Below are 18,996 nucleotides of genomic sequence, written 5' to 3' on the forward strand. Positions count from 1 at the left end.
GCGCGGTCGGCTCTCGCTGGCTCATTGGCGGCGGAACTGTCAAGCCCGTCGCCCGCCGGAGTTCCGGCCCCTACCGTGCAAGGATGACCGTCCAGACCGAGCCGCGCGCCGAGACCCCCACCCGGCTGCGCCGCGCCATCACCGGCCCCCTGCTGTTCGCGTTCATCCTCGGCGACGTCCTCGGCGCGGGGATCTACGCGCTGATGGGCGTGCTGTCGGAGGACGTGGGCGGCCTCCTCTGGGCGCCCCTCGTCCTCGCGCTCCTCCTCGCCATGCTCACCGCAGGGTCGTATGCCGAGCTCGTCACCAAGTACCCGCGCGCGGGCGGGGCCGCCGTGTTCGCCGAGCGGGCGTTCCGCAGCCCGCTGGTGTCCTTCCTCGTCGGCTTCAGCATGCTCGCGGCCGGCGTGACGAGCGCGGCCGGGCTGGCCATCGCCTTCGCGGGCGACTACCTCAGCACCTTCATCGACCTGCCGACCATCCCGGTCGCGATCGTCTTCCTCGCGATCGTCGGCCTGCTCAACGCCCGCGGCATCCGCGAGTCGATGGGCGCGAACCTCGTGATGACGGCGATCGAGCTCAGCGGCCTCGTGATCGTGATCGTCGTCGTCGCGGTGTTCGTCGGCGGCGGGGGCGGCGACCTGTCCCGGGCGACGCAGGTACCGGAGGGGGCCAACGTCGCCCTGGCGGTGCTCTCCGGCGCGGTGATCGCGTACTACTCGTTCGTCGGCTTCGAGACCTCAGCCAACATGATCGAAGAGGTCAAGAACCCGCGGCGGACCTACCCGCGCGCATTGTTCGGCGCGCTCCTCACCGCCGGTGTCGTGTACGTGCTCGTCGGCATCGCCAGCGCCGTCGCCCTGCCGGCATCCGAGCTGCAGGAGTCCAGCGGTCCGCTGCTCGCGGTCGTCGAGGCCACCGGGGTCAGCGTCCCGTCCTGGCTGTTCAGCCTCATCGCGCTCATCGCCGTCGCCAACGGAGCCCTGCTGACGATGATCATGGTCAGCCGCCTCACCTACGGCATGGCCGAGCAGAACCTCCTGCCGTCGGTGCTCGGGCGCGTGCTGCCGAAGCGGAAGACCCCGTGGGTGGCGATCCTCACCACGACGCTCGTGGCGATGGGCCTCACGCTGGTCGGAGACCTCGCGACCCTCGCCGAGACCGTCGTGCTGCTGCTGCTCGTCGTGTTCCTCAGCGTCAACATCTCGGTGCTGGTCCTGCGCCGCGACAAGGTCGAGCACGACCACTTCCGTGTGTGGACGTTCGTCCCGGTGCTCGGCATCGCGTCGTGCATCCTGCTGCTCACCCAGCAGCGCCCGCAGGTGTGGCTGTTCGGCGCCATCCTGCTCGCCGTCGGCGGCGTGCTCTACGCTGTCGCCCGGTGGACCCGCAACCGCTCGAAGACCGCCGACACGAAGGAGAGCCATGAGCACGCCTGACGACACCGCCGACGAGACGTTCGAGGAGAACCGTCACGACCAGCTGACCTCGGCACCCGATGCCACGGAGGCCGACGCCGCGCCGCGCGTGGACGTCTCGGAGCACGACGGCAACACGCGCATCGACATCCGGGACGACGCCGAGGTGCGTCCGGGGCCCGGGCCCGGCATGCCCGAGGCCGACGGCGAGGGCTGACCGTCGCCGTCGGGCGCTACAGCCAGCCCTTGCGCTTGAAGGCCGCGTACAGCCCGACCCCCATCGCGACCATGAGCAGTACCGCCATCGGGTACCCGAACGCCCAGTGGAGCTCGGGCATGTGGTCGAAGTTCATGCCGTAGACCGTGCCGACCAGTGTCGGGGCGAACAGGATCGCCGCCCAGCCGGAGATCTTCTTCACCTCGTCGTTCTGGCGGATGCTCAACTCCGTCATCCGGCGCATCTCGTCGTTCTGCCGCCGCGCGACGATGGTCGACTCGACCGTGAGGGCGTTGTCGAGCACGGACCGGAAGGTGGCCGCCTTGTCGCTCACGCGCAGCGTGTGGTCGAGGACATCCCGCAGGTACCGCTGGAGCTCCTCGCTCACGCGGTACTTCTCGGATCCGCGCAGCAATGCCTCCAGCATGCCGGCCAGCGGCTGGGTCGCCCGTTGGAAGTCGATCACCTCGCGGCCGAGGTCGTAGATCCGCTGGGTCGCGTCGGCGTCCTCCTCGAAGAGCTGACCCTCGATCTCGTCGATGTCGTTCTCGAGGCCGGCCAGGACCGGGGAGTACTCGTCGACCACCTCGTCGAGGATCGCGTAGAGCACCGCCTCGGGGCCATGGGCGAGCAGAGCGGGATCGGCCTCGAGCCGGCGACGCACGCGGCCGAGGTCGGGTGACTCCGCATGACGGATCGTCACGACGAAATCCGGACCGACCAGGACGTGCACTTCGCCGAACTCGACCTCCTCGCGCTCGTCGAGGTAGCGGGCGGGCCGGAGGACCATGAACAGGATGTCGCCGTACCGTTCCAGCTTGGCGCGCTGATGCCCGGAGAGTGCATCCTCGACGACAAGCTCGTGGATGCCGAACTCGTCGGCCACGGCTCTGACCTCCTCGGCACTCGGCCGGTAGAGGCCGATCCACCCCATGCCCTGTCGCTCCCGGATCCGCTCGAACGTGTCGTTCAGGCTGTCGGGATCTTCGGCGCGCACGCCGCCGACGTAGACGGCGTTGTCCACGATCGCCATACGGCCCTCCTGCTCGTCAGGGCTCCGCTCAGCCGGCCGGAGGGACGCACACGAGCGCGGCGTCCGTGGTGGCCTTGTGATACTGCTCGGCCGTGTAGGGCAGACCGAACTCCGGGGCCGTCTCGCCGGATGCCGCGGGAGCCTTGGACGCGATCGCCGCCAGCTCCCAGGCGAGATGCTGGGCGAAGCGCGACCCACCGGTGGAGTCGTTCAGCACGACGGCCACGGTGAAACCGGTCGTCGGGTCCGAGTATGCCGCCGTCGCGTAGCCGGGCGTCCAGCCATGCTGACCGATCATCGAACCGACGATGTAGGCACCACCGGTCGCCTGGTACCACGACGGCGCCTTGTCGTAGGCGGGCAGCGGCGCCCCGAATCGATCCGGCTCGTCCTTGGTGCGCAGCACCTGCTTGGCCTCGGCCTGCATGTACCGGCCGAGGTCGGTGATCGTCGACACCGCTCCCGAGTCGGTGAACCCGGTGCTGGAGGACATCGTCGTGATGTCGACAGGCGCTGCGCAGTTGAAGCCGCCCTCGACCGCTCCCATGTAGTGCCCGCTGAGCGACGACCCCTCCGACGACGGCGGCGCCGCGGCGGGCGACGGCAGCGAGGTGTCGGCGAGCTCCAGCGGCTCGGTGACGTACTCGGCGATCAGCTCGCGCGCACTCATCCCCGAGGCGCGTTCCAACGCGAGGCCGAGGAGAAGGTAACCGGCGTCGGAGTCGCGGAACGTGGTCTGCGGAGCGATGCGCGAGCGGCCGAGACCGTAACCCGCGAGTTCGAGGGGCGCCCAGACCCGCTCCGGGGTGTTCAGCCACGCGCTCTTGACCGTCGCCTCGGAGGAGCCGGCGCCACTGGTGCCGTTGCACAGGTCGACCAGGGTGACGTCGGACATGTCGGCGACACCCGAGACGTACTCCGGCACCGTCGCGTCGAGCTCGACGGTGCCCTCATCCGCGAGCGCGTAGAGGACGTCGCAGGTCATCAGTCGCGTGATGTCCGCGATGCGGAAGGACATGTCGGTCGAGAGCTCGCCACCCTCCGCCTTGTCCTGCGTGCCCGTGGCGGCGACCCAGGTGCCGCTCCACGGCACCCAGACCCCGACGATCGCCCCGCTGGCCCCGGAGGCCGCGAGCGCGTTGTCGACCGCGCCCTGCAGCGCCGTGACCGTGTCGTCGGGAAGCGTGGCGTCGACCTGCGCGGGCGGCGTATAGCTGAAGGAGCCCTCGGAGGAGCATCCGGTGAGGACGAGACCGAGAACGGCCGCCGTGGCCGCTGCGGCGCGCCACCGGCGCGACGAGAGAAGCTGCATGTGTGGGAACCCCCGAAGACGTGTCTCCTGAGTCTAGAACGCGGATGCTGAAAGTCGGCCCCGCGCGGCATCGTAGGGTGTCCCTGTGCCCCATGATTTCGATGCCGATGTGATCACCGCCGTCCTCCACCACATGAACGGCGACCACACCGACGACAACCTCCTCATCGCGCGCGCCTTCGCCGAACCGTCCGCGGAGGCGATCGACGCGTCCGTGATGACCGGCTTCGACGGAGAGGTCGGGGTCTGGGAGATCTCCCGTGGCGGGATGACGTCAGAGCTCCGTGTCCCGTGGCCCGGCGGCTCGATCACCGAGCGCCGCGAAGTGCGCCGCGAGGTCGTGGCGCTGTACGACGCGGCCTGCGAGCGTCTGGGCGTCGAACCGCGGCCGCACGACTGAGTCGCCCTGCGGAGCTCGGACTTCCATCGAAGGTTAGGCTGCCCTTACACTGAAGCCATGCCCGAGATCCTGTCCTTCTCCGCCGCCCTCCGCGAGCGCTCCTCCGGTTCGCATTCCCGCAGCGAGACGGCGGGCTTCATGTCCGATCTCCTCAAGGGCGAGGGGTCGCGCGAGGACTACATCGCGCTGGTCGCGCAGCACTATTTCATCTACGACGCGCTCGAGGGCGCCGGCGAGCGCATGCGCCAGGACCCGGTGGCTTCCGTGTTCCTCAGCGACAAGCTCACGCGCCTCCCCGCGCTCGAGGCCGACCTCGCCTTCCTCCTCGGGCCCGAGTGGCGCGAGCGGATCGCCCCGCTGCCCACCACACAGCGCTATGTCGACCGCATCCGTCAGGTCGGCGCGACCTGGGCGGGTGGCTTCGTGGCGCACCACTACACGCGCTACCTCGGCGACCTCTCCGGCGGCATCTTCATCGGTCGGGTGATGGCGCGGCGCTTCGGCTTCGAGACGAACGGCATCGGCTTCTACCTGTTCGACGACATCGCCGACCCCTCCGCCTTCAAGGACGTCTATCGCGAGCAGCTCGACGCCGCCCCGTGGGACGAGGCCGAACGCGAGCGCGTCATCGACGAGGTGCTCCTCGCGTACCGCTTCAACACCGAGCTGTTCGAAGACCTCGACCGCGCCCGCGCCGCCGCCTGACGCGGTAGCACCTCAGGCCCTCGGCAGCTCAGGCGTCGAGGCGGCGAGCCACGCATCGCGCATGAACCGCCGCACGTCCTCGTCCACGCGGATGTCGCTCGGCCGCAGCGGACGCGAGAGGTACAAGCCGTCCAGCGACGTGAGGCGGCTCAGCGCGACGTAGGTCTGCCCCGGCGCGAACGCCCCGGAGCCCAGGTCGATCACCGCTCGATCGTAGGTCTTGCCCTGCGACTTGTGGATCGTCACGGCCCAGGCCAGCCGCAGCGGGAACTGGGTGAACTCGGCGACGACATCACGGGAGAGCTTCTTCGTGTTCGGGTCGTAGGCGTACCGGAACCGCTCCCAGACGGCCGGCTCGACGTCGACCTCCTCGCCGTCGATCTCCACGCGCACTGTCCCCCCGAGGATGCGGGTCACCGTGCCGATGGTGCCGTTCACCCAGCGCGGCGGCTCTCCGGTCATCGCCGTGTCGTTGCGCAGGAACATCACCTGCGCACCCACCTTGAGCTTCAGCTCGGACTCGGCCGGAAGGGAGGCCTCGCCGCGGCCGAAGTCGCCGTTGACCTCCGCGCGTGCCGTCTGCTCCTTGCCCGGAAGCGCGGCGAGATGCCGGCTGTTGATGCTGTTGACGATGTCGTTGCGGGTGGCGAGGGTGATCATCGGCACCTCGCCCGGCTCGGGGTCCGGAGGGGTGCGCGCGCCCTGAGCGTTGAGGATCCCGGCGATCTCCGCCGTGACGCGTCCATAGCGGACGGCGTTGAGCATGGACTTGAAGCCGTCGTCCGACTGGCGGTGGATCTGCACGAGCTCCCGCACGTGCAGCTCGGCCCGGGTGTCGACCTCGAACAGCGCCCCTTCGCCCCCTTGGGCCCCTGAGCCTGTCGAAGGGCCTGCCCACACCTTCGCATCGAAGAACCAGAACGACCGGTAGTGGTCCTTCACGTACCGTGCCTCATCCCCGCGCGGAGGGACCGGAGCCAGCTGGTACGGGTCGCCGAACATGACGATCTGCACGCCGCCGAACGGCTCGCCCCGCCGCCCGCGCGCTTGGCGCAGCGACCGGTCGATGGCGTCCATGAGGTCGGCGTTGACCATCGAGATCTCATCGATGACGAGAGTCTCGATGGCGTTGAGGATGCGGCGGGTCGCGTCGTTCTGATCGATGTCGCCGTCCCCGATGAGCCCGATCGGGAGGCGGAACAGGGAGTGGATCGTCTGCCCCTCCACGTTCAGCGCGGCCACGCCGGTAGGGGCGCAGATCGCGATCTGCTTCTTCGTGTTCCAGGCGAAATGCTGCAGCAGCGTGGATTTGCCGGTGCCCGCGCGTCCGGTGATGAAGACGTGCTCCGCGGTGTCCTCGATGAGCCGGAACAGCTCCTGCTGCTCCTCGGACAGGGCGGGAAGGGACACGGTTCTCACAGGGCTGGCGGGGCGGACACGGGATGCTCCCCCATGCTACGTGCCCCGTCGGGCACGGGTCCGCCGACGCTCGGCGTCCCCCCAGGACGCCCTCCTAGACTGACCGGCATGGAGCGGGCCGGGACGCGCGCGCCCCGGCGGTCGCGCCTGGGCGCCGATCTGGCGATCCTCGGGCTCATCGGCGTCCTCCTCCTGGCCGCGATCGGCGCGGGAGGTGCGACCCTCTACCGGCAGTTCTACGGCCCGTCGGCGTTCGTGGTCCGTTATCTCGATCTGCTCGCTGAGGGGCGGGCCGCCGATGCCCTCCGCGTGCCCGGCGTCGCGATCGACCGGGAGACCCTCGATGAGGCGGGCATCGACCCCGCCGCGTCGGAGGCGATGCTGCGACGCTCGGCCCTCGGTCCGCTCAGCGACGTCGAGGTCGAATCGGAGGAGCCCTCCGGCGACGGCACAGCGGTGACCGTCAGCTACCGCGCCGGCGGCCACTCCGGCACGAGCACCTTCCACGTCGCGCAGGACGGCTGGGCCGGCATCACACCGAACTGGCGGTTCACGACCAGCCCGCTCGCGGTCGTCGAGCTCACGGTGCGCGGGGCCGACCGGTTCGCCGTGAACGGGTTCGAGGTCGACCGCCGCCAGATCTCCGCCGCCGGGGCCGCGGCGCAACCCCTCGAACCTCTGCCCCTGCTGGTCTTCACCCCCGGGCTCTACTCCGTCACGGTCGACACCGCGATCGCGGAATCCTCCGGGCACGGCGTGCTCGCCGACGAGCCGCTCGCCGTGACCCCTCTCGATGTGCAGGCCGAGCCGACGGAGGAGTTCGTCGACGTCGTCCAGGAGCGGGTCGAGGAGTTCCTCACCGCGTGCACCACGCAGGAGGTCCTGCAGCCCACCGCGTGTCCGTTCGGCCTGCGTGTCGAGAACAGGATCGCTGCGCCACCGAGATGGTCCATCGCCCAGCAGCCGGAGATCATGGTCGCGCCGTCCGACGACGGCCACTGGCAGATCCCGACCACCGCAGCCATGGCGCACGTCGAGGTCGAGATCCAGTCTCTCTTCGACGGGTCCGTGGAGCCGGTCTCCGAAGACGTGCCCTTCCGGGTCAACGGCTCCATCGCCATCCTCCCGGACGGCTCGGCCTCGATCCGGGTCGGCTCCCCGGACGACCCGGTGCAGTGAGCCCGGGGGCGGGTCAGCGGCGCTGGCGCTCCGCCGCGCGCTGATCCCGGGCGGCGAGGTCGGCGAGCCGCGCGTTGTACTCCTCCAGCTCGGCATCGCCGGTGCGATCGGCGTGCCGGTCTCGGCGTCGCTGGAGCTTGGTGTCGCTCCGGCTCCACTGGATCGCGACGGTGATGGCCAGGATGAGGGTCGGGATCTCTCCGATCGACCACGCGATGCCACCGCCCACGTACTGGTCGGTCATCGGGTCGGCACCCCAGTCGCGACCCATCGCGCCGAACCAGTCGGCGACCATGAGCCCCTCCTGCATCATGATCGCCATCCCGAAGAACGCGTGCATGGCCATCACGGCGATGAGGGTGATGAGCCGGCCGGGATACGGCAGACGGTAGGGCACCGGGTCGGCGCCGATCAGACTCATCACGAACAGGTAGCCCGAGATCAGGAAGTGGGCGACCATCCACTCGTGCCCGAGGTGCTCGAACATCGACCAGCGCACGAGGTCGGTGAAGTAGAACGCCCAGAGCGAGAGGATGAAGATCGCCGCCGCCACGATCGGGTGCGTGACCACCCGCGCGAACGGCGAGTGGACGGCCCACATGATCCATTCGCGACCGCCGCGCGTGCCGTCGTCGCGTTTGTGGATGGCGCGTAGGGCGAGGGTGATCGGCGCCCCGGAGACGAGCAGCAGCGGGATCGCCATCGAGAGCATCATGTGCCCGAGCATGTGCACGCTGAAGAGGTACTCCTGGTACGCGTTGATGGGACCGCCGGTCACCCACACCAGCAGCAGCAGGCCGAGCACCCAAAAAACGGTGCGGTGGATCGGCCAGCGGTCGCCGCGCAGCCGGAGTCGGCGCACACCCGCGAGATAGAAGAAGAGTCCGAAGCCCGCCGCGACGAGCCACAGCACGTCGATGTCCCAGGCCGTGAACCAGCGCTCCAGCGTGAGCTCGGGCGGCAGCAGCGATCCCGTGAGGATCTGCGCCGGGGTCTGCGCGAACGCCGCGACCTCGCCGGTGGGCGGGGGCGTGCGCGCGAGCGCGGCCGCGGCACCGGAGGCGAGTCCCATCAGCGTCACCTCGCCGAGGACCAGGGCCCAGAACCAGCGGGACGCGCGCACTCCGCTCAGCTTCGGAATGAGACGTGCGCGGTACCAGGCGCCGAGCAGCCCCATTCCGACGAGCAGGATGGCCTTGACGACGACGATGAGCCCGTAGGGGGTCGTCCACACGGCCTCCCAGCTCCCGACAGCAACGATCGACCGGGTGAAGCCGGAGACCGCGACGACCGCGAAGGCCGCGATCGCGAGGGAGGAGTACCGGCGGACGAGCGTGGGCAGATCGAGGCCCTGCTGCCCGCGGAGGAGCACGAGGAGGAGCAGCCCGCCCAGCCACACCGCCGCGCCGATCGTGTGCAGGAGGATCGAGTTGACGGCCATGTTGTGCCCGTCGAGGTCGCCTGCGTGCCCCTGCGTCGCGAGCGGCAGGAACGACACCGCGGCCAGCAGGGCGGTGAGCAGCGTGGGCGTCCAGGTGCGCCAGGCGAACGCGAGCACCGTGATGACCGCGCCCAGGATCGTCGTGACCAGCCAGGACTGCCCCAGCGGGAGCTCGAGCAGGAAGCGCCCGAGCTGCGAGCCGAACTCGCGCTCGATGCTGAGCTGCGGGTTGAAGGCGGCCATGAAGGAGAAGAACCCGGCGAGTCCCGCGGCAACCGTGAAGACGGCGGCGCCGACCGAGGCGATGTTCAGGGCCGTGTCGAACGTGCGCTCTCCCGCTCGCAGTCCGAACAGGGCGAGCACCAGCGATCCGAGCATGAGTGCGCCGGCGAGGTTCATGACGAGCTTCGCGAGCGGTGTGCCCCACAGCACCACGGGTCCGGGGTCCTGCAGCAGCGGCGGGTTCGCCCCTCCTCCGACGAGCAGCGCCCAGACGAGGGCGACGCCGGCGGCGGCGAGGAGGATGACGATGCCGGCGAGACGGTACGCCGACGTCGAGCGCGGCGTCTCGGTGCGGGAACTCACCCCTCCAGCCTAGGCGCGCCCAGCAGGGAGGATGCACGAAGGCCGCCCCCGGAGCGGGGGCGGCCTTCGAAAGGGTGCGGTCTTACTTGACGGCAGCCTTGAGCTTGGAACCGGCGGTCACCTTGACGCGCTTGCCGGCCGGGATCTTGATCTCGGCGCCGGTCTGCGGGTTGCGGCCCGTGCGGGCGGCCGTGTCGACCTGCTCGAACGAGATCCAGCCCGGGATGGAGACCTTGCTGCCCTTGGCGACGGCGTCGGAGACCGTGGCGAACAGCGAGTCGAGGACACCGGAGACGGTGGCCTGGCTCTGGCCGGTGGCGGAAGCGATGCTCGCGACGAGCTCGGTCTTGGTGATGGACTTGTCAGCCATGTCATCCTCCAGCGACGAAGGACCGTCGCATCGTGTGTGTGGGTACGAGGAGCGGGTGCTCCCCGTTGGTCGTGTGACCGCCTCGAATGTACCAACGGCCACCCGGATTTCCGCGTCATTTCGCGGGTTTCGACCTATTTCCCGGCGTGTCGCGTCACATTGGCCACTCGTGCCACAGGTTTTCGGCCGCACGCTCGCTGGTTCAGGCCCCCGCGTGGCTTCAGGCACTCCCTGACATATGCGCCTGATCCGGCGTGATCGCCTGCGTTCCCGGGCATGCAAAAGGGGCGAGGATCCGAAGATCCCCGCCCCTTCTCGCTGGGTGCTTACCAGCTCGACTTGGTCACGCCGGGCAGCTCGCCACGGTGCGCCATGTCACGGAAGCGGACACGCGAGATGCCGAACTTCGTGAGGACACCACGGGGGCGGCCGTCGATGACGTCGCGCGAACGCACGCGAGCCGGCGACGCGTTGCGCGGCAGCTTCTGCAGGCCGACGCGGGCGGCCTCGCGGGCCTCGTCGGTGGCGTTCGGGTCGACCAGGGTCTTCTTCAGCTCGGCACGACGCTCGGCGTAGCGCTCGACGATGACCTTGCGCTGCTCGTTGCGCGCGATCTTGCTCTTCTTAGCCATGGATCAACGCTCCTCTCGGAATTCGACGTGCTGACGGATGACCGGGTCGTACTTCTTGAGCACGAGGCGGTCGGGGGTGTTGCGGCGGTTCTTCTTGGTCACGTACGTGTAACCCGTACCCGCCGTCGAACGCAGCTTGATGATCGGACGGACGTCCTGAGCCTTCTTGGCCATTAGAGCTTCACACCCTTCGCCTGGAGGTCCTTGACGACGTTCTCGATGCCGCGCGCGTCGATCACCTTGATGCCCTTGGCGGACACGTTGAGCGTGATCTTACGACCGAGCGAGGGCACGAAATAGGTCTTCTTCTGCACGTTCGGGTCGAAGCGACGCTTCGTCCGGCGGTGCGAGTGCGAGACGTTGTGACCGAAGCCGGGAACAGCTCCGGTCACCTGGCACACTGCTGCCATGATGATGACTCCTTCATTACCGTGAGACCGGACGGCCTCACCCAAGATCCCTTGTCTGCACGCCGCCCCGCATGCCGATCTCTCGGCGGAAGAAGGGGGAGCACACGAACTGCGCACAGGAGCGTGCGCAGACGAAGAGTCAGTCTAGCACGGCCTCGGCCGGCTGTTCGAATCGCCTGAATGGCCCCATCTCAGGCCGAAAAGCCGCCATTCGCGCGATTCGAAGCGTCGGCGGCGCCCCGCCCCCACCGGAAGGCCGAGACCGTGGGGTCGCCGGGGATCCAGAAGCGCCAGGGGAAAGCGTCCGTCCCGGCGATGCCCGCCACCCCCACCCGCGGACCCTGGACGACGTCCGCCATGGGAGAGCCGAGCCACAACTCCGCCCTGGCGCCGTTCTGCTCCTCGCCCGTGATGGCGTCCAGGCCATCGTGCAGGGAGTGCCGTAGCCCCGCGGCCTGTCCGAGCCGCCCTGGTCCGCGCGCGAGGTCCCGAAGAGCGGTGCGGCCGAGCGGCGGGACCGCACGTCGTCGCCGGGCCGCCGCCTCCACGCCGGACACGATCTCCCCGGCACGCAGCAGCACCCCGTCGCCCTGCCCCTCGGGGCCGCAGGCCACGTTGACGCAGGAATGGATGCCGTGGCTCAGGTACACGTACAGATGCCCGGGCTCGCCCCACATGGTCGCGTTCCGGGCGGTGCGCCCCATGCGGGCGTGCGACCCGGGGTCGGCGACCGCCCCCGTGCCCTGCCCGTGATACGCCTCGACCTCGGTGATGCGCACGCGCACCTCGACCGGGAGGCCGTCCTCGATGACCACGGTCCGCAGCTCCGCGCCGAGGAGGGTCGGCGCCACCTCGACGGCGGAGCTCATCACGTCGTCGCGGGTCGCGCGCCGCAGCGTCACGGGCTCCGTCACGTCAGAACCGCGGCGCCGTCTGGCACCAGGACGCATCGAAGCCGGTCAGCGCGACGATCTCGTCCCCGGTCTTCATGTCGATGAGGTGCGTCTCGAGCTTCTCCGGCAGCGGCAACAGCATGCCGTCGTACGGGTTGTCCGCCATGTCCGGCGCGATCACCACGGCGGCGTACTGCCCGCTCGGTGACGCGCAGGCCTGGAGGATCGAGTCGGCCGCACTCACTTCGACGAGCGGCGTGGCGGCTCCGGAGTCGTCGACGCGGATCACGGCCTGCCCCACCGGGAGGCCACCCTCATCCCGGGCGACGACGTGGCGCAGCGTCCCGCCGGGGAACGGGGTGATGGAGGTGGCGGTGCCGTAATCCGGCTCGGACGCGGCGAGCGGCTCCTCGGATCCGTCCGCGAGGTCGAGCTCGACGACCGACCCGTCCAGCCGCTCCACGATGGCGGTGTAGGTGCCGCGGGAGATGCCCTGGATGGTCGTCGCGAGGCCGAGGGACTGCACACCGGAATCGGTCGACTGGTCGACGAGGGACAGTGCGCCGTCGAAGTCGATGAAGAGGACGGCCGCACTGTCGGGCACGAACTGCCACACGAAGACGCTCACCTCCTTGTCGCCGACCTCGACGATGCGGGGTTCGTCGTCGCCGCTCAGCGACTGGGTGACGAGCACGCTCGCACGCCCCTCGGTGTCGCTGAGCTCGCGATCGGAGTAGCTGTAGCCGACGAGGTTGCCGCGCTCGGACACCTGGATCGCGCCGACGTAGCCCTCGCCGGGCAACGCGAGCTCGCGCTGGTCGGAGCCGTCCCTGTCCATCACGAGGAGCCGCGACTGGTCGTCGTCCTCGACAGCGGCCACGAGCTGCGTGGACGTGGCCCGGAAGTCGTCGATGCGGGGGTGGGAGAACACCGGCTGCGCGTTCTCGCCGCTCAGGTCGGTGCGGAAGATGATGTCGTCGCCATCCGGGTCGCGGCGCAGGAGGAAGATCGACGACGCCGGCGTCTCGAAGGACGTCGTCAGGTCTGCGGTCGGGCCTCCTCCGGCGCCCGTCACCCCGGCGACGGTCACCGTATAGGTCGTGTCGTCGTCCAGCGGCACCGTGAACCGCACGCCCACGCCGCGACCGGCGGCATCGACCGTGAACGGCACCGACGGTTCGACCGTGACCTGTTCGGGATCGATCGCGGAGAGCGGCTGATTCGCCGTGAGGATGACGCGGCTCCCTGACGACTCGATGGCCTGTGCGGCGTCGACCTGCACGTCGGTGACCCGGGGGCCCTGGAGGAGGCTCACGATTCCGAGGCCGGTGCCGACGAGCACGAGCACTCCGACGACGGCGCCGATCGTGACGAGGAACCGGCGGCGGGACCACGGGGCGCTCCGCGGCGCTCCGTCGTCGGCGGGGAGGTCGGTCGTGGGCGTCCAGCCCGGCTCCGCCGCGTCTTCGACGACGCCGTCTGCTCGGGAAGCGGACGTCGGGCCCGCGGAGGTGAACACCGGTTCGGGCGCCTGCGGGATCGCGGGGATGCCGGCGGCCGGCTCCTCCGGAGCACGTGCGGCGGCTTCGCGCTCCGCTGCCGCACGCTCGGCCTCTTCGCGCTCGGCCTCTTCGCGCTCCGCTGCGGCTTCCCGGTCGACGGCTGCCTGCTCGGCGGCGACCTCCGCCGCCATGCGCTCCACGGCCGCTCGCTCCTCTGCGACCAGCTCCGCGTCGGCCTGTTCGGCTGCCGCGCGCTCCGCCGCGGTCTGCTCCTCCGCAGCGCGCTCCGCGGCCTCCCTGGCAGCACGCAGCTCGGCGCGGGTGCGTGGGACGTCGGGCGACTCCGGCCGCTCGTCGTCAGTACTCATACGGGTCCTTCGGCTCGTCGATCGCCACGACGTCGGTCGGCTCGATGTGCAGGGAGCCGTCTTCGTCCGCCCGCACCGTCCCGGTGACCTCGACCCACTGACCCGTCTTGTACGCGTCGGCATCCACACTCACCGGCAGCGCCGCCGTCTGGGCGTCGATGACGCAATGGGTGATCACGAGGCGTGTGAGGTTGACGTCGTCCCCCTCGCCGGGCGTGACGAAGCCCTGCAGCGTGACGGCGGCTCCGTCGTACGCCGTGGTGTTGGTAGCGGCGGCGAAGACGCTCGCCCAGTCGCCCACACCGAACGTCGACGTGTCCGCGACCCCGAGGGCGACGGTGTCGGCGCCGGCGAACAGCGCGCTCTCCTCCCCGGCTCGGGACATCGCGAGTTCCACCGAGAGCGAGGCGGGAGGCAGGACGAGCGCGGAGACGACGACGCCGGTCGCGACCACACCGCCGGCCAGCGCACCGGCTCCCGCGAGACGCCGGCGAGACGGCCCGGAGGAGTGCGCGGTCTCGTCGGACGAGGACGCCTCCGGCTCGGCGGAGCGCGAGGCCGCGGGGCCATGGTCGTGCCCGTGGTCCTCCTCGGCACCCAGCGGCAGTGTGCACGACCAGATGGCCCCGGCGAGCGTCACGACGGCGGCGGCGGATGCGAACCACACCGACTCCGGGCTGATGTAGAGGCTGAGGCGGTCGGTCACCGCGAGGCCGAGGGTGACGACGGCGACGACCGAGGCGAGACCGATCCCCAGCCACCGGGTGGCGAGGGCGCGGGAGCGGGCGGAGAGCTCAGGCAAGGACGTTCACCCCGATCCCGATCGCGAAGGCCGACGCGAGCACGACGGCGGTGATGCCGACGAGCGTCCTGGTGGTGAAGGTCGTGCGCATCAGCGCGAGCATCTTGATGTCGACGAGAGGCCCCACGAGGAGGAACGCGACCAGCGCCCCCGAGGAGAAGGTGGACGCGAACGACAGCGCGAAGAAGGCGTCGACGTTGGAGCAGATCGCCACGACGATCGCGAGCAGCATCATCGCGACGATGGACAGCACGGGGTTGGCGCCGATCGTGAGCAGGACGTCGCGCGGGATGAGCACCTGTACGGCCCCGGCGAGCGCGGAGCCGATCACGAGCGCCGGCATCACGGCCCGCAGCTCCACGAGGAACTGCGTGAGACTGCGGCGCACGGGGGTCCCCGGTTCGTGCGTGACGCGCTCGCACGTGTCGACGAAGCGCTGTGTGAGCAGCGACTCCGGCGAGGGGTGGCGGCTGTAGATCCACCCGATGAGGTTCGCGATGAGGTAGCCGCCGACGAGACGCGCGACGAGGATGCCGCCGTCCCAGCCGAACGCGGCGTGCGTCGTGAGGATCACGATCGGGTTGACGATCGGCGCCGCGATGAGGAAGGTCAGCGCCTCCGCGGGGGCGAGTCCGCGCATCATGAGCCCGCGGGCGAACGGGACGTTTCCGCACTCGCAGACCGGGATGAGCATGCCGAGCAGGGAGAGCACGGCCCGGCGAGCCCACGCCCGTCGCGGGAGCCAGCGGTGGATGACGTCCGCCGGGAGCCAGACCTGCACGACGATCGACAGCAGCACGCCGAGCACGACGAACGGCAGCGCCTCGATGAGCACGCTGAGGGCGAGCGTCAGACCGTCCTGTGCCCGGGTCGGCAGCGAGGCGGGGAAGAGGGTGGGGAGGAAGGCGTCGATGAGGAACAGCGCCGCGACGATCACGGCGCCGATGCCGACGGCGATCCACGTCGAGCGCGGTGAGGGCGCTCGACGGTGCGTGTGGCCCGGACGGGTGGCCGTTCGTGCCGGGGCGGTCACGCTGTCGCAGCCCTCTCCGCGTCGCGCTTGTTCGCGCAGGGGGTGCAGAGCCCGAAGATGTCGACCACGTGGGCGGCTTCGGTGAACCCGTGCAGGGCGGCCGTGCGATGCGCCCACTGCTCCACGTCCTTCGCCTCGATCTCGACCGTGAGGCCGCAGGATCGGCAGATGAGGTGGTGGTGGTGGCCCTGAGTGGTGCACGCCCGGTAGAGCGCCTCCCCCTCAGGACTCTGCAGCGAGTCGGCGTCGCCCGCGGCCGCGAGCCCGGCGAGAGCGCGGTAGACCGTGGCCAGGCCGATCCCGGTGTTGTCGTCGCGGAGCGTCGCGTGGAGGCTCTGTGCGCTCACGAAACCGCGCGCGTCGGCGAGCGCTTCGCGCACGCGTTCGCGCTGCCAGGTGTTCCGTTGAGCCATGCCTTCGATTCTAGGCCGGGACGGTTGGCGAGGGCTGGGAGCGGCCCTCCCCGCTTCGAATCGCCCGATTGGCGGCATCCCCGGCCGAGATGGAGCAAAGTGCGCGATTTGAAGCAGGGTCAGACCCGGGTGACGCGGGAACGGACGCGCTGCACGATCCAGCACACGACGTAGATCGTGAAGGACAGGGTCGTGATGTAGGGGCTCACCGGGAGGGTTCCGGCGAGCGCGAGGAGGATCCCGCCGACGGCCGACACGAACCCGAACACAGCCGCCAGCACCGGCACCGCGACAGGGCCGGCCGTGATCCGCATGGCCGCGGCCGCCGGCGTCACCAGCAGCGCCATCACCAGCAGCGCGCCGATGATGTGCACGCTCACCGCGACGATGAGCCCCAGCAGCACCATGAACAGCAGGCTCACGGTGCGGGTGGGCACCCCGCGGGCGGCAGCCGACTCCGGGTCGAGCGAGTCGAAGCGCAGCGGGTTCCACATCACGAGCAGACCGAGCAGCACCACGAGGCTGATGCCGATGAGCCAGCCGAGGTCGGGGCTCGAGACCGACACGATCTGCCCCGTCAGGAGGCTGAACCGGTTGGCGCTGCGGCCGTCGTACAGCGACAGGAACAGGATGCCGAGACCGAGCCCGAACGGCATGAGCACGCCCACGATCGAGTTGCGGTCCCTGGCCTTGGCGCCGAGGACCCCGATGAGGATCGCCGCCACGAGGGCTCCGCCGAGGGAGCCGAGCACGACGCTGCCGCCGAACAGCAGCGCCGCCGCCGCTCCCGCGAAGGAGAGCTCGCTCACCCCGTGCACCGCGAAGGCGAGATCGCGCTGCATGACGAAGACCCCGATGAGGCCGCCGACGAGGCCGAGCACGGCACCCGCGATGATCGAGTTCGAGAGCAGGGCGACGAGCTCGCCGTAGTCCTGGAAGGAGAAGATGTCGTCCCAGCCGACCATCGGGACGAGGGCGGACGCGGCGGTCATGCGGCGCCCCCGTGCTCGTGGTCGTGGTCATGGTGCGGCTCCGCATCGGGGACGCCGACCACGACGAGGCGGTCGCCGGCCCGGAGCACGAACACCGGGGTGCCGTAGAGATCCGTCAGCACGCGGGTCTGCAGCACCTCCTCCGGGGTCCCGAGGAGGAACCGGCCCCCGGCGATGTAGAGGATGCGGTCGACGCGGTTCAGGATCGGGTTGACGTCGTGCGTGACGAAGAGCACGGCGGCCCCGCGCTCCCGACGCTGCCTGTCGATGATGTCGGTGACGGCGACCTGGTTGGCGAGGTCGAGGTTCGACAGCGGCTCGTCGCAGAGGAGCAGCGCGGGCTCGTCGGCCAGCGCCTGTCCGACCCGGAGGCGCTGCTGCTCCCCGCCGGAGAGCAGGCCCACCCGGCGATCCGCATACGATGTCGCCCCGACCGCGGCCAGCAGCGCGTCGACCTTCGCCCGGTCGCCGCGGTGCGGGACCGGGAAGCCGAAGCGGCTGCCCTGCACGCCGAGGGCGACGAGGTCGCGGGCCCGCATGCTCGTGTCGGGCGCGAGCGCGCGCTGCTGCGGGATGTACCCGATGCGGGCGTTGCCGCGGTGCACGGGCTCGCCGGCCACGCGGATGCTGCCGCGGGACAGGGGCTGGAGTCCCAGGATGCTGCGCAGGAGCGTCGTCTTCCCGGAGCCGGACGGACCGAGGACCGCGATGAACTCGCCGGGCTGCACCGTGAGGTCGAGTCCCGACCAGAGCTCGCGGTCTCCCCGCTGCAGGGCGCCGTCGGCGATCTCGAGGACCGGACCGGTCTCCCTCGCGGGTCCCTGAGCCTGTGAACGGGCTCCGCTCACGACTGGACGGCGGCGGCGAGGCTCTGGATCGCGTCACTCATCCACTCAGAGTACGACGATCCGTCCTCGAGCAGCTCCGTGAACGCGACCACGGGCACCCCGGCGTCCTCCGCGGCCTTCTCCACGCGCTCCGTCTCCGCGCCGCCGGTCTGGGCGTTGGTGAGCACGGCGGTCACATCGCCGGACCCGACGACCTGCAGCGCCTCGAGCAGCACGGCGGGCGCGACATCACTGCCCTCCTCCACCGACTCCGCGAAGCCCTCGGGGGTGACGTCGGTGAGCCCGGCGGCCGTGGCCAGGTATCCGGGCAACGGCTCGGTCATGAACACCGTCGCACCGGCGGCGTCCGCCTTGATCGCCTCGAGGTCGCCCTCGAAGCCCTCCAGCTCCGCGACGAGCTCGTCCGCGTTCGTGCGGAACGTGTCGGCGCCGTCGGGGTCGATATCGGTGAGCTCGTCGGCGATCGCCTCGACGACGTGGATCATCGTGTGCGGGTTGAACCACACGTGCTCGTTGAAGCCCTCGATGTGATCGTGGCCGGCGTGGTCCTCCCCCTCGGCCTCGTGATCGTGCGCCTCGTCCGTCGCGGACTCGTCATCGGCGTGATCGTGGTCCTCGCCCTCGTCGTGACCCTCGTTGCCCGGGTAGTCGTGCGAGAACTCCACCGCGGTGACGACGTGCGGGTCCTGCGCATCCTGCAGGAGGCTGTCGATGAACGCGTCGTAGCCGCCGCCGTTCTCCACCACGAGGTCGGCCTTCTGCAGCGTCAGGCGGTCGCGAGCGCTCGCCTCGTAGGAGTGCGGGTCCTGGGTGGCCGAGTCGATGATCGAGGTGACGTCGACCCGGTCTCCGCCGACCTGCGCGGCGATGTCGCCGTAGACGTTGGTGCTGGCGACGACCGTCACCGCGCCGTCGTCCTCCGCCGCGCCCGAGGTCGACGAGCATCCGGCCAGGGAGAGGGCGGCGACCGAGGCGAGCGTGAGGGCGAGGGCGGGCTTCTTCATGGGTCCCACTCTAAACGCTA

Annotated in this window: 21 protein-coding genes; 5 read left to right on the forward strand and 16 right to left on the reverse strand. The window is 70.2% G+C overall.

Annotation, left to right across the window (positions count from 1 at the left end; translation table 11 throughout):
• Positions 1-83 precede the first annotated feature (83 nt).
• Complete coding sequence (locus KZC57_RS09165) at positions 84-1,439, forward strand: APC family permease (protein ID WP_060922932.1); 1,356 nt, start codon at positions 84-86, stop codon at positions 1,437-1,439.
• The gene (locus KZC57_RS09170; RefSeq protein WP_247641558.1) at positions 1,426-1,635 is read left to right on the forward strand and encodes a multidrug transporter; all 210 of its coding nucleotides are present in this window, start codon (positions 1,426-1,428) and stop codon (positions 1,633-1,635) included. Before KZC57_RS09165 ends, KZC57_RS09170 begins: the two co-directional genes overlap by 14 nt.
• 16 nt (positions 1,636-1,651) lie before the next feature.
• On the opposite strand, the gene corA is transcribed toward KZC57_RS09170, so the two are convergent.
• A complete protein-coding gene (gene corA / locus KZC57_RS09175; protein WP_144881756.1) occupies positions 1,652-2,668 on the reverse strand; it encodes a magnesium/cobalt transporter CorA in 1,017 nt (338 codons plus the stop codon).
• Between the two features lie 28 nt (positions 2,669-2,696).
• The gene (locus KZC57_RS09180) at positions 2,697-3,980 is read right to left on the reverse strand and encodes a serine hydrolase (protein WP_247641559.1); all 1,284 of its coding nucleotides are present in this window, start codon (positions 3,978-3,980) and stop codon (positions 2,697-2,699) included.
• A gap of 85 nt (positions 3,981-4,065) precedes the next feature.
• On the opposite strand from KZC57_RS09180, the gene KZC57_RS09185 reads away from it, so the two are divergent.
• Both KZC57_RS09185 and KZC57_RS09190 read left to right on the forward strand, forming a co-directional pair.
• Positions 4,066-4,380: a DUF2470 domain-containing protein gene (locus tag KZC57_RS09185; protein WP_217583782.1), complete on the forward strand. Its 315-nt coding sequence runs from the start codon at positions 4,066-4,068 to the stop codon at positions 4,378-4,380.
• A 57-nt stretch (positions 4,381-4,437) separates the two neighbouring features.
• Entirely contained in the window at positions 4,438-5,085 is a 648-nt protein-coding gene (locus KZC57_RS09190; protein ID WP_060922936.1) for a heme oxygenase (biliverdin-producing), read from the forward strand.
• Between the two features lie 12 nt (positions 5,086-5,097).
• Here KZC57_RS09190 and KZC57_RS09195 read toward each other — a convergent pair whose 3' ends face one another.
• Positions 5,098-6,495, reverse strand: a complete 1,398-nt coding sequence (locus KZC57_RS09195) for an ATP-dependent RecD-like DNA helicase (RefSeq protein ID WP_060922937.1) — start codon at positions 6,493-6,495, stop codon at positions 5,098-5,100.
• 117 nt (positions 6,496-6,612) lie between these two features.
• On the opposite strand from KZC57_RS09195, the gene KZC57_RS09200 reads away from it, so the two are divergent.
• On the forward strand, positions 6,613-7,683 hold the full coding sequence (locus KZC57_RS09200) for a hypothetical protein (RefSeq protein ID WP_060922938.1): 1,071 nt from the start codon (positions 6,613-6,615) through the stop codon (positions 7,681-7,683).
• A 13-nt stretch (positions 7,684-7,696) separates the two neighbouring features.
• On the opposite strand, the gene KZC57_RS09205 is transcribed toward KZC57_RS09200, so the two are convergent.
• The 13 genes from KZC57_RS09205 to KZC57_RS09265 all read right to left on the reverse strand — a co-directional run bounded on the left by KZC57_RS09205 (position 7,697) and on the right by KZC57_RS09265 (position 18,976).
• Complete coding sequence (locus tag KZC57_RS09205) at positions 7,697-9,709, reverse strand: cytochrome c oxidase assembly protein (protein ID WP_247641560.1); 2,013 nt, start codon at positions 9,707-9,709, stop codon at positions 7,697-7,699.
• Positions 9,710-9,791: 82 nt separating this feature from the next.
• Positions 9,792-10,079, reverse strand: a complete 288-nt coding sequence (locus KZC57_RS09210) for an HU family DNA-binding protein (protein ID WP_017203554.1) — start codon at positions 10,077-10,079, stop codon at positions 9,792-9,794.
• A 326-nt stretch (positions 10,080-10,405) separates the two neighbouring features.
• Positions 10,406-10,711 (reverse strand): 30S ribosomal protein S14, encoded by a 306-nt coding sequence (rpsN, locus tag KZC57_RS09215; RefSeq protein ID WP_017829734.1) that lies wholly within the window; start codon positions 10,709-10,711, stop codon positions 10,406-10,408.
• A gap of 3 nt (positions 10,712-10,714) precedes the next feature.
• A complete protein-coding gene (gene rpmG / locus KZC57_RS09220; RefSeq protein WP_017203558.1) occupies positions 10,715-10,885 on the reverse strand; it encodes a 50S ribosomal protein L33 in 171 nt (56 codons plus the stop codon).
• Positions 10,885-11,121: a 50S ribosomal protein L28 gene (rpmB, locus tag KZC57_RS09225; protein ID WP_025102729.1), complete on the reverse strand. Its 237-nt coding sequence runs from the start codon at positions 11,119-11,121 to the stop codon at positions 10,885-10,887. Before rpmB ends, rpmG begins: the two co-directional genes overlap by 1 nt.
• Positions 11,122-11,312: 191 nt before the next feature.
• Entirely contained in the window at positions 11,313-12,035 is a 723-nt protein-coding gene (locus KZC57_RS09230; protein ID WP_308194415.1) for a DNA-3-methyladenine glycosylase, read from the reverse strand.
• Between the two features lies 1 nt (position 12,036).
• Entirely contained in the window at positions 12,037-13,884 is a 1,848-nt protein-coding gene (locus KZC57_RS09235) for a hypothetical protein (protein WP_247641561.1), read from the reverse strand.
• The gene (locus tag KZC57_RS09240) at positions 13,874-14,686 is read right to left on the reverse strand and encodes a TIGR03943 family protein (protein WP_217583776.1); all 813 of its coding nucleotides are present in this window, start codon (positions 14,684-14,686) and stop codon (positions 13,874-13,876) included. Before KZC57_RS09240 ends, KZC57_RS09235 begins: the two co-directional genes overlap by 11 nt.
• On the reverse strand, positions 14,679-15,719 hold the full coding sequence (locus KZC57_RS09245; RefSeq protein ID WP_060923446.1) for a permease: 1,041 nt from the start codon (positions 15,717-15,719) through the stop codon (positions 14,679-14,681). Before KZC57_RS09245 ends, KZC57_RS09240 begins: the two co-directional genes overlap by 8 nt.
• On the reverse strand, positions 15,716-16,132 hold the full coding sequence (locus KZC57_RS09250; RefSeq protein ID WP_025102734.1) for a Fur family transcriptional regulator: 417 nt from the start codon (positions 16,130-16,132) through the stop codon (positions 15,716-15,718). Before KZC57_RS09250 ends, KZC57_RS09245 begins: the two co-directional genes overlap by 4 nt.
• Positions 16,133-16,251: 119 nt before the next feature.
• Positions 16,252-17,124: a metal ABC transporter permease gene (locus tag KZC57_RS09255; protein WP_370670668.1), complete on the reverse strand. Its 873-nt coding sequence runs from the start codon at positions 17,122-17,124 to the stop codon at positions 16,252-16,254.
• On the reverse strand, positions 17,121-17,972 hold the full coding sequence (locus tag KZC57_RS09260; protein WP_374206604.1) for a metal ABC transporter ATP-binding protein: 852 nt from the start codon (positions 17,970-17,972) through the stop codon (positions 17,121-17,123). The genes KZC57_RS09255 and KZC57_RS09260 overlap by 4 nt, the downstream gene beginning before the upstream one ends.
• Entirely contained in the window at positions 17,969-18,976 is a 1,008-nt protein-coding gene (locus KZC57_RS09265; RefSeq protein ID WP_247641562.1) for a metal ABC transporter solute-binding protein, Zn/Mn family, read from the reverse strand. The genes KZC57_RS09260 and KZC57_RS09265 overlap by 4 nt, the downstream gene beginning before the upstream one ends.
• Between the last annotated feature and the right edge of the window lie 20 nt (positions 18,977-18,996).

The sequence above is a fragment of the Microbacterium sp. KSW4-4 genome (genome assembly GCF_023091185.1).
Taxonomy (GTDB): Bacteria; Actinomycetota; Actinomycetes; order Actinomycetales; family Microbacteriaceae; genus Microbacterium; species Microbacterium paraoxydans.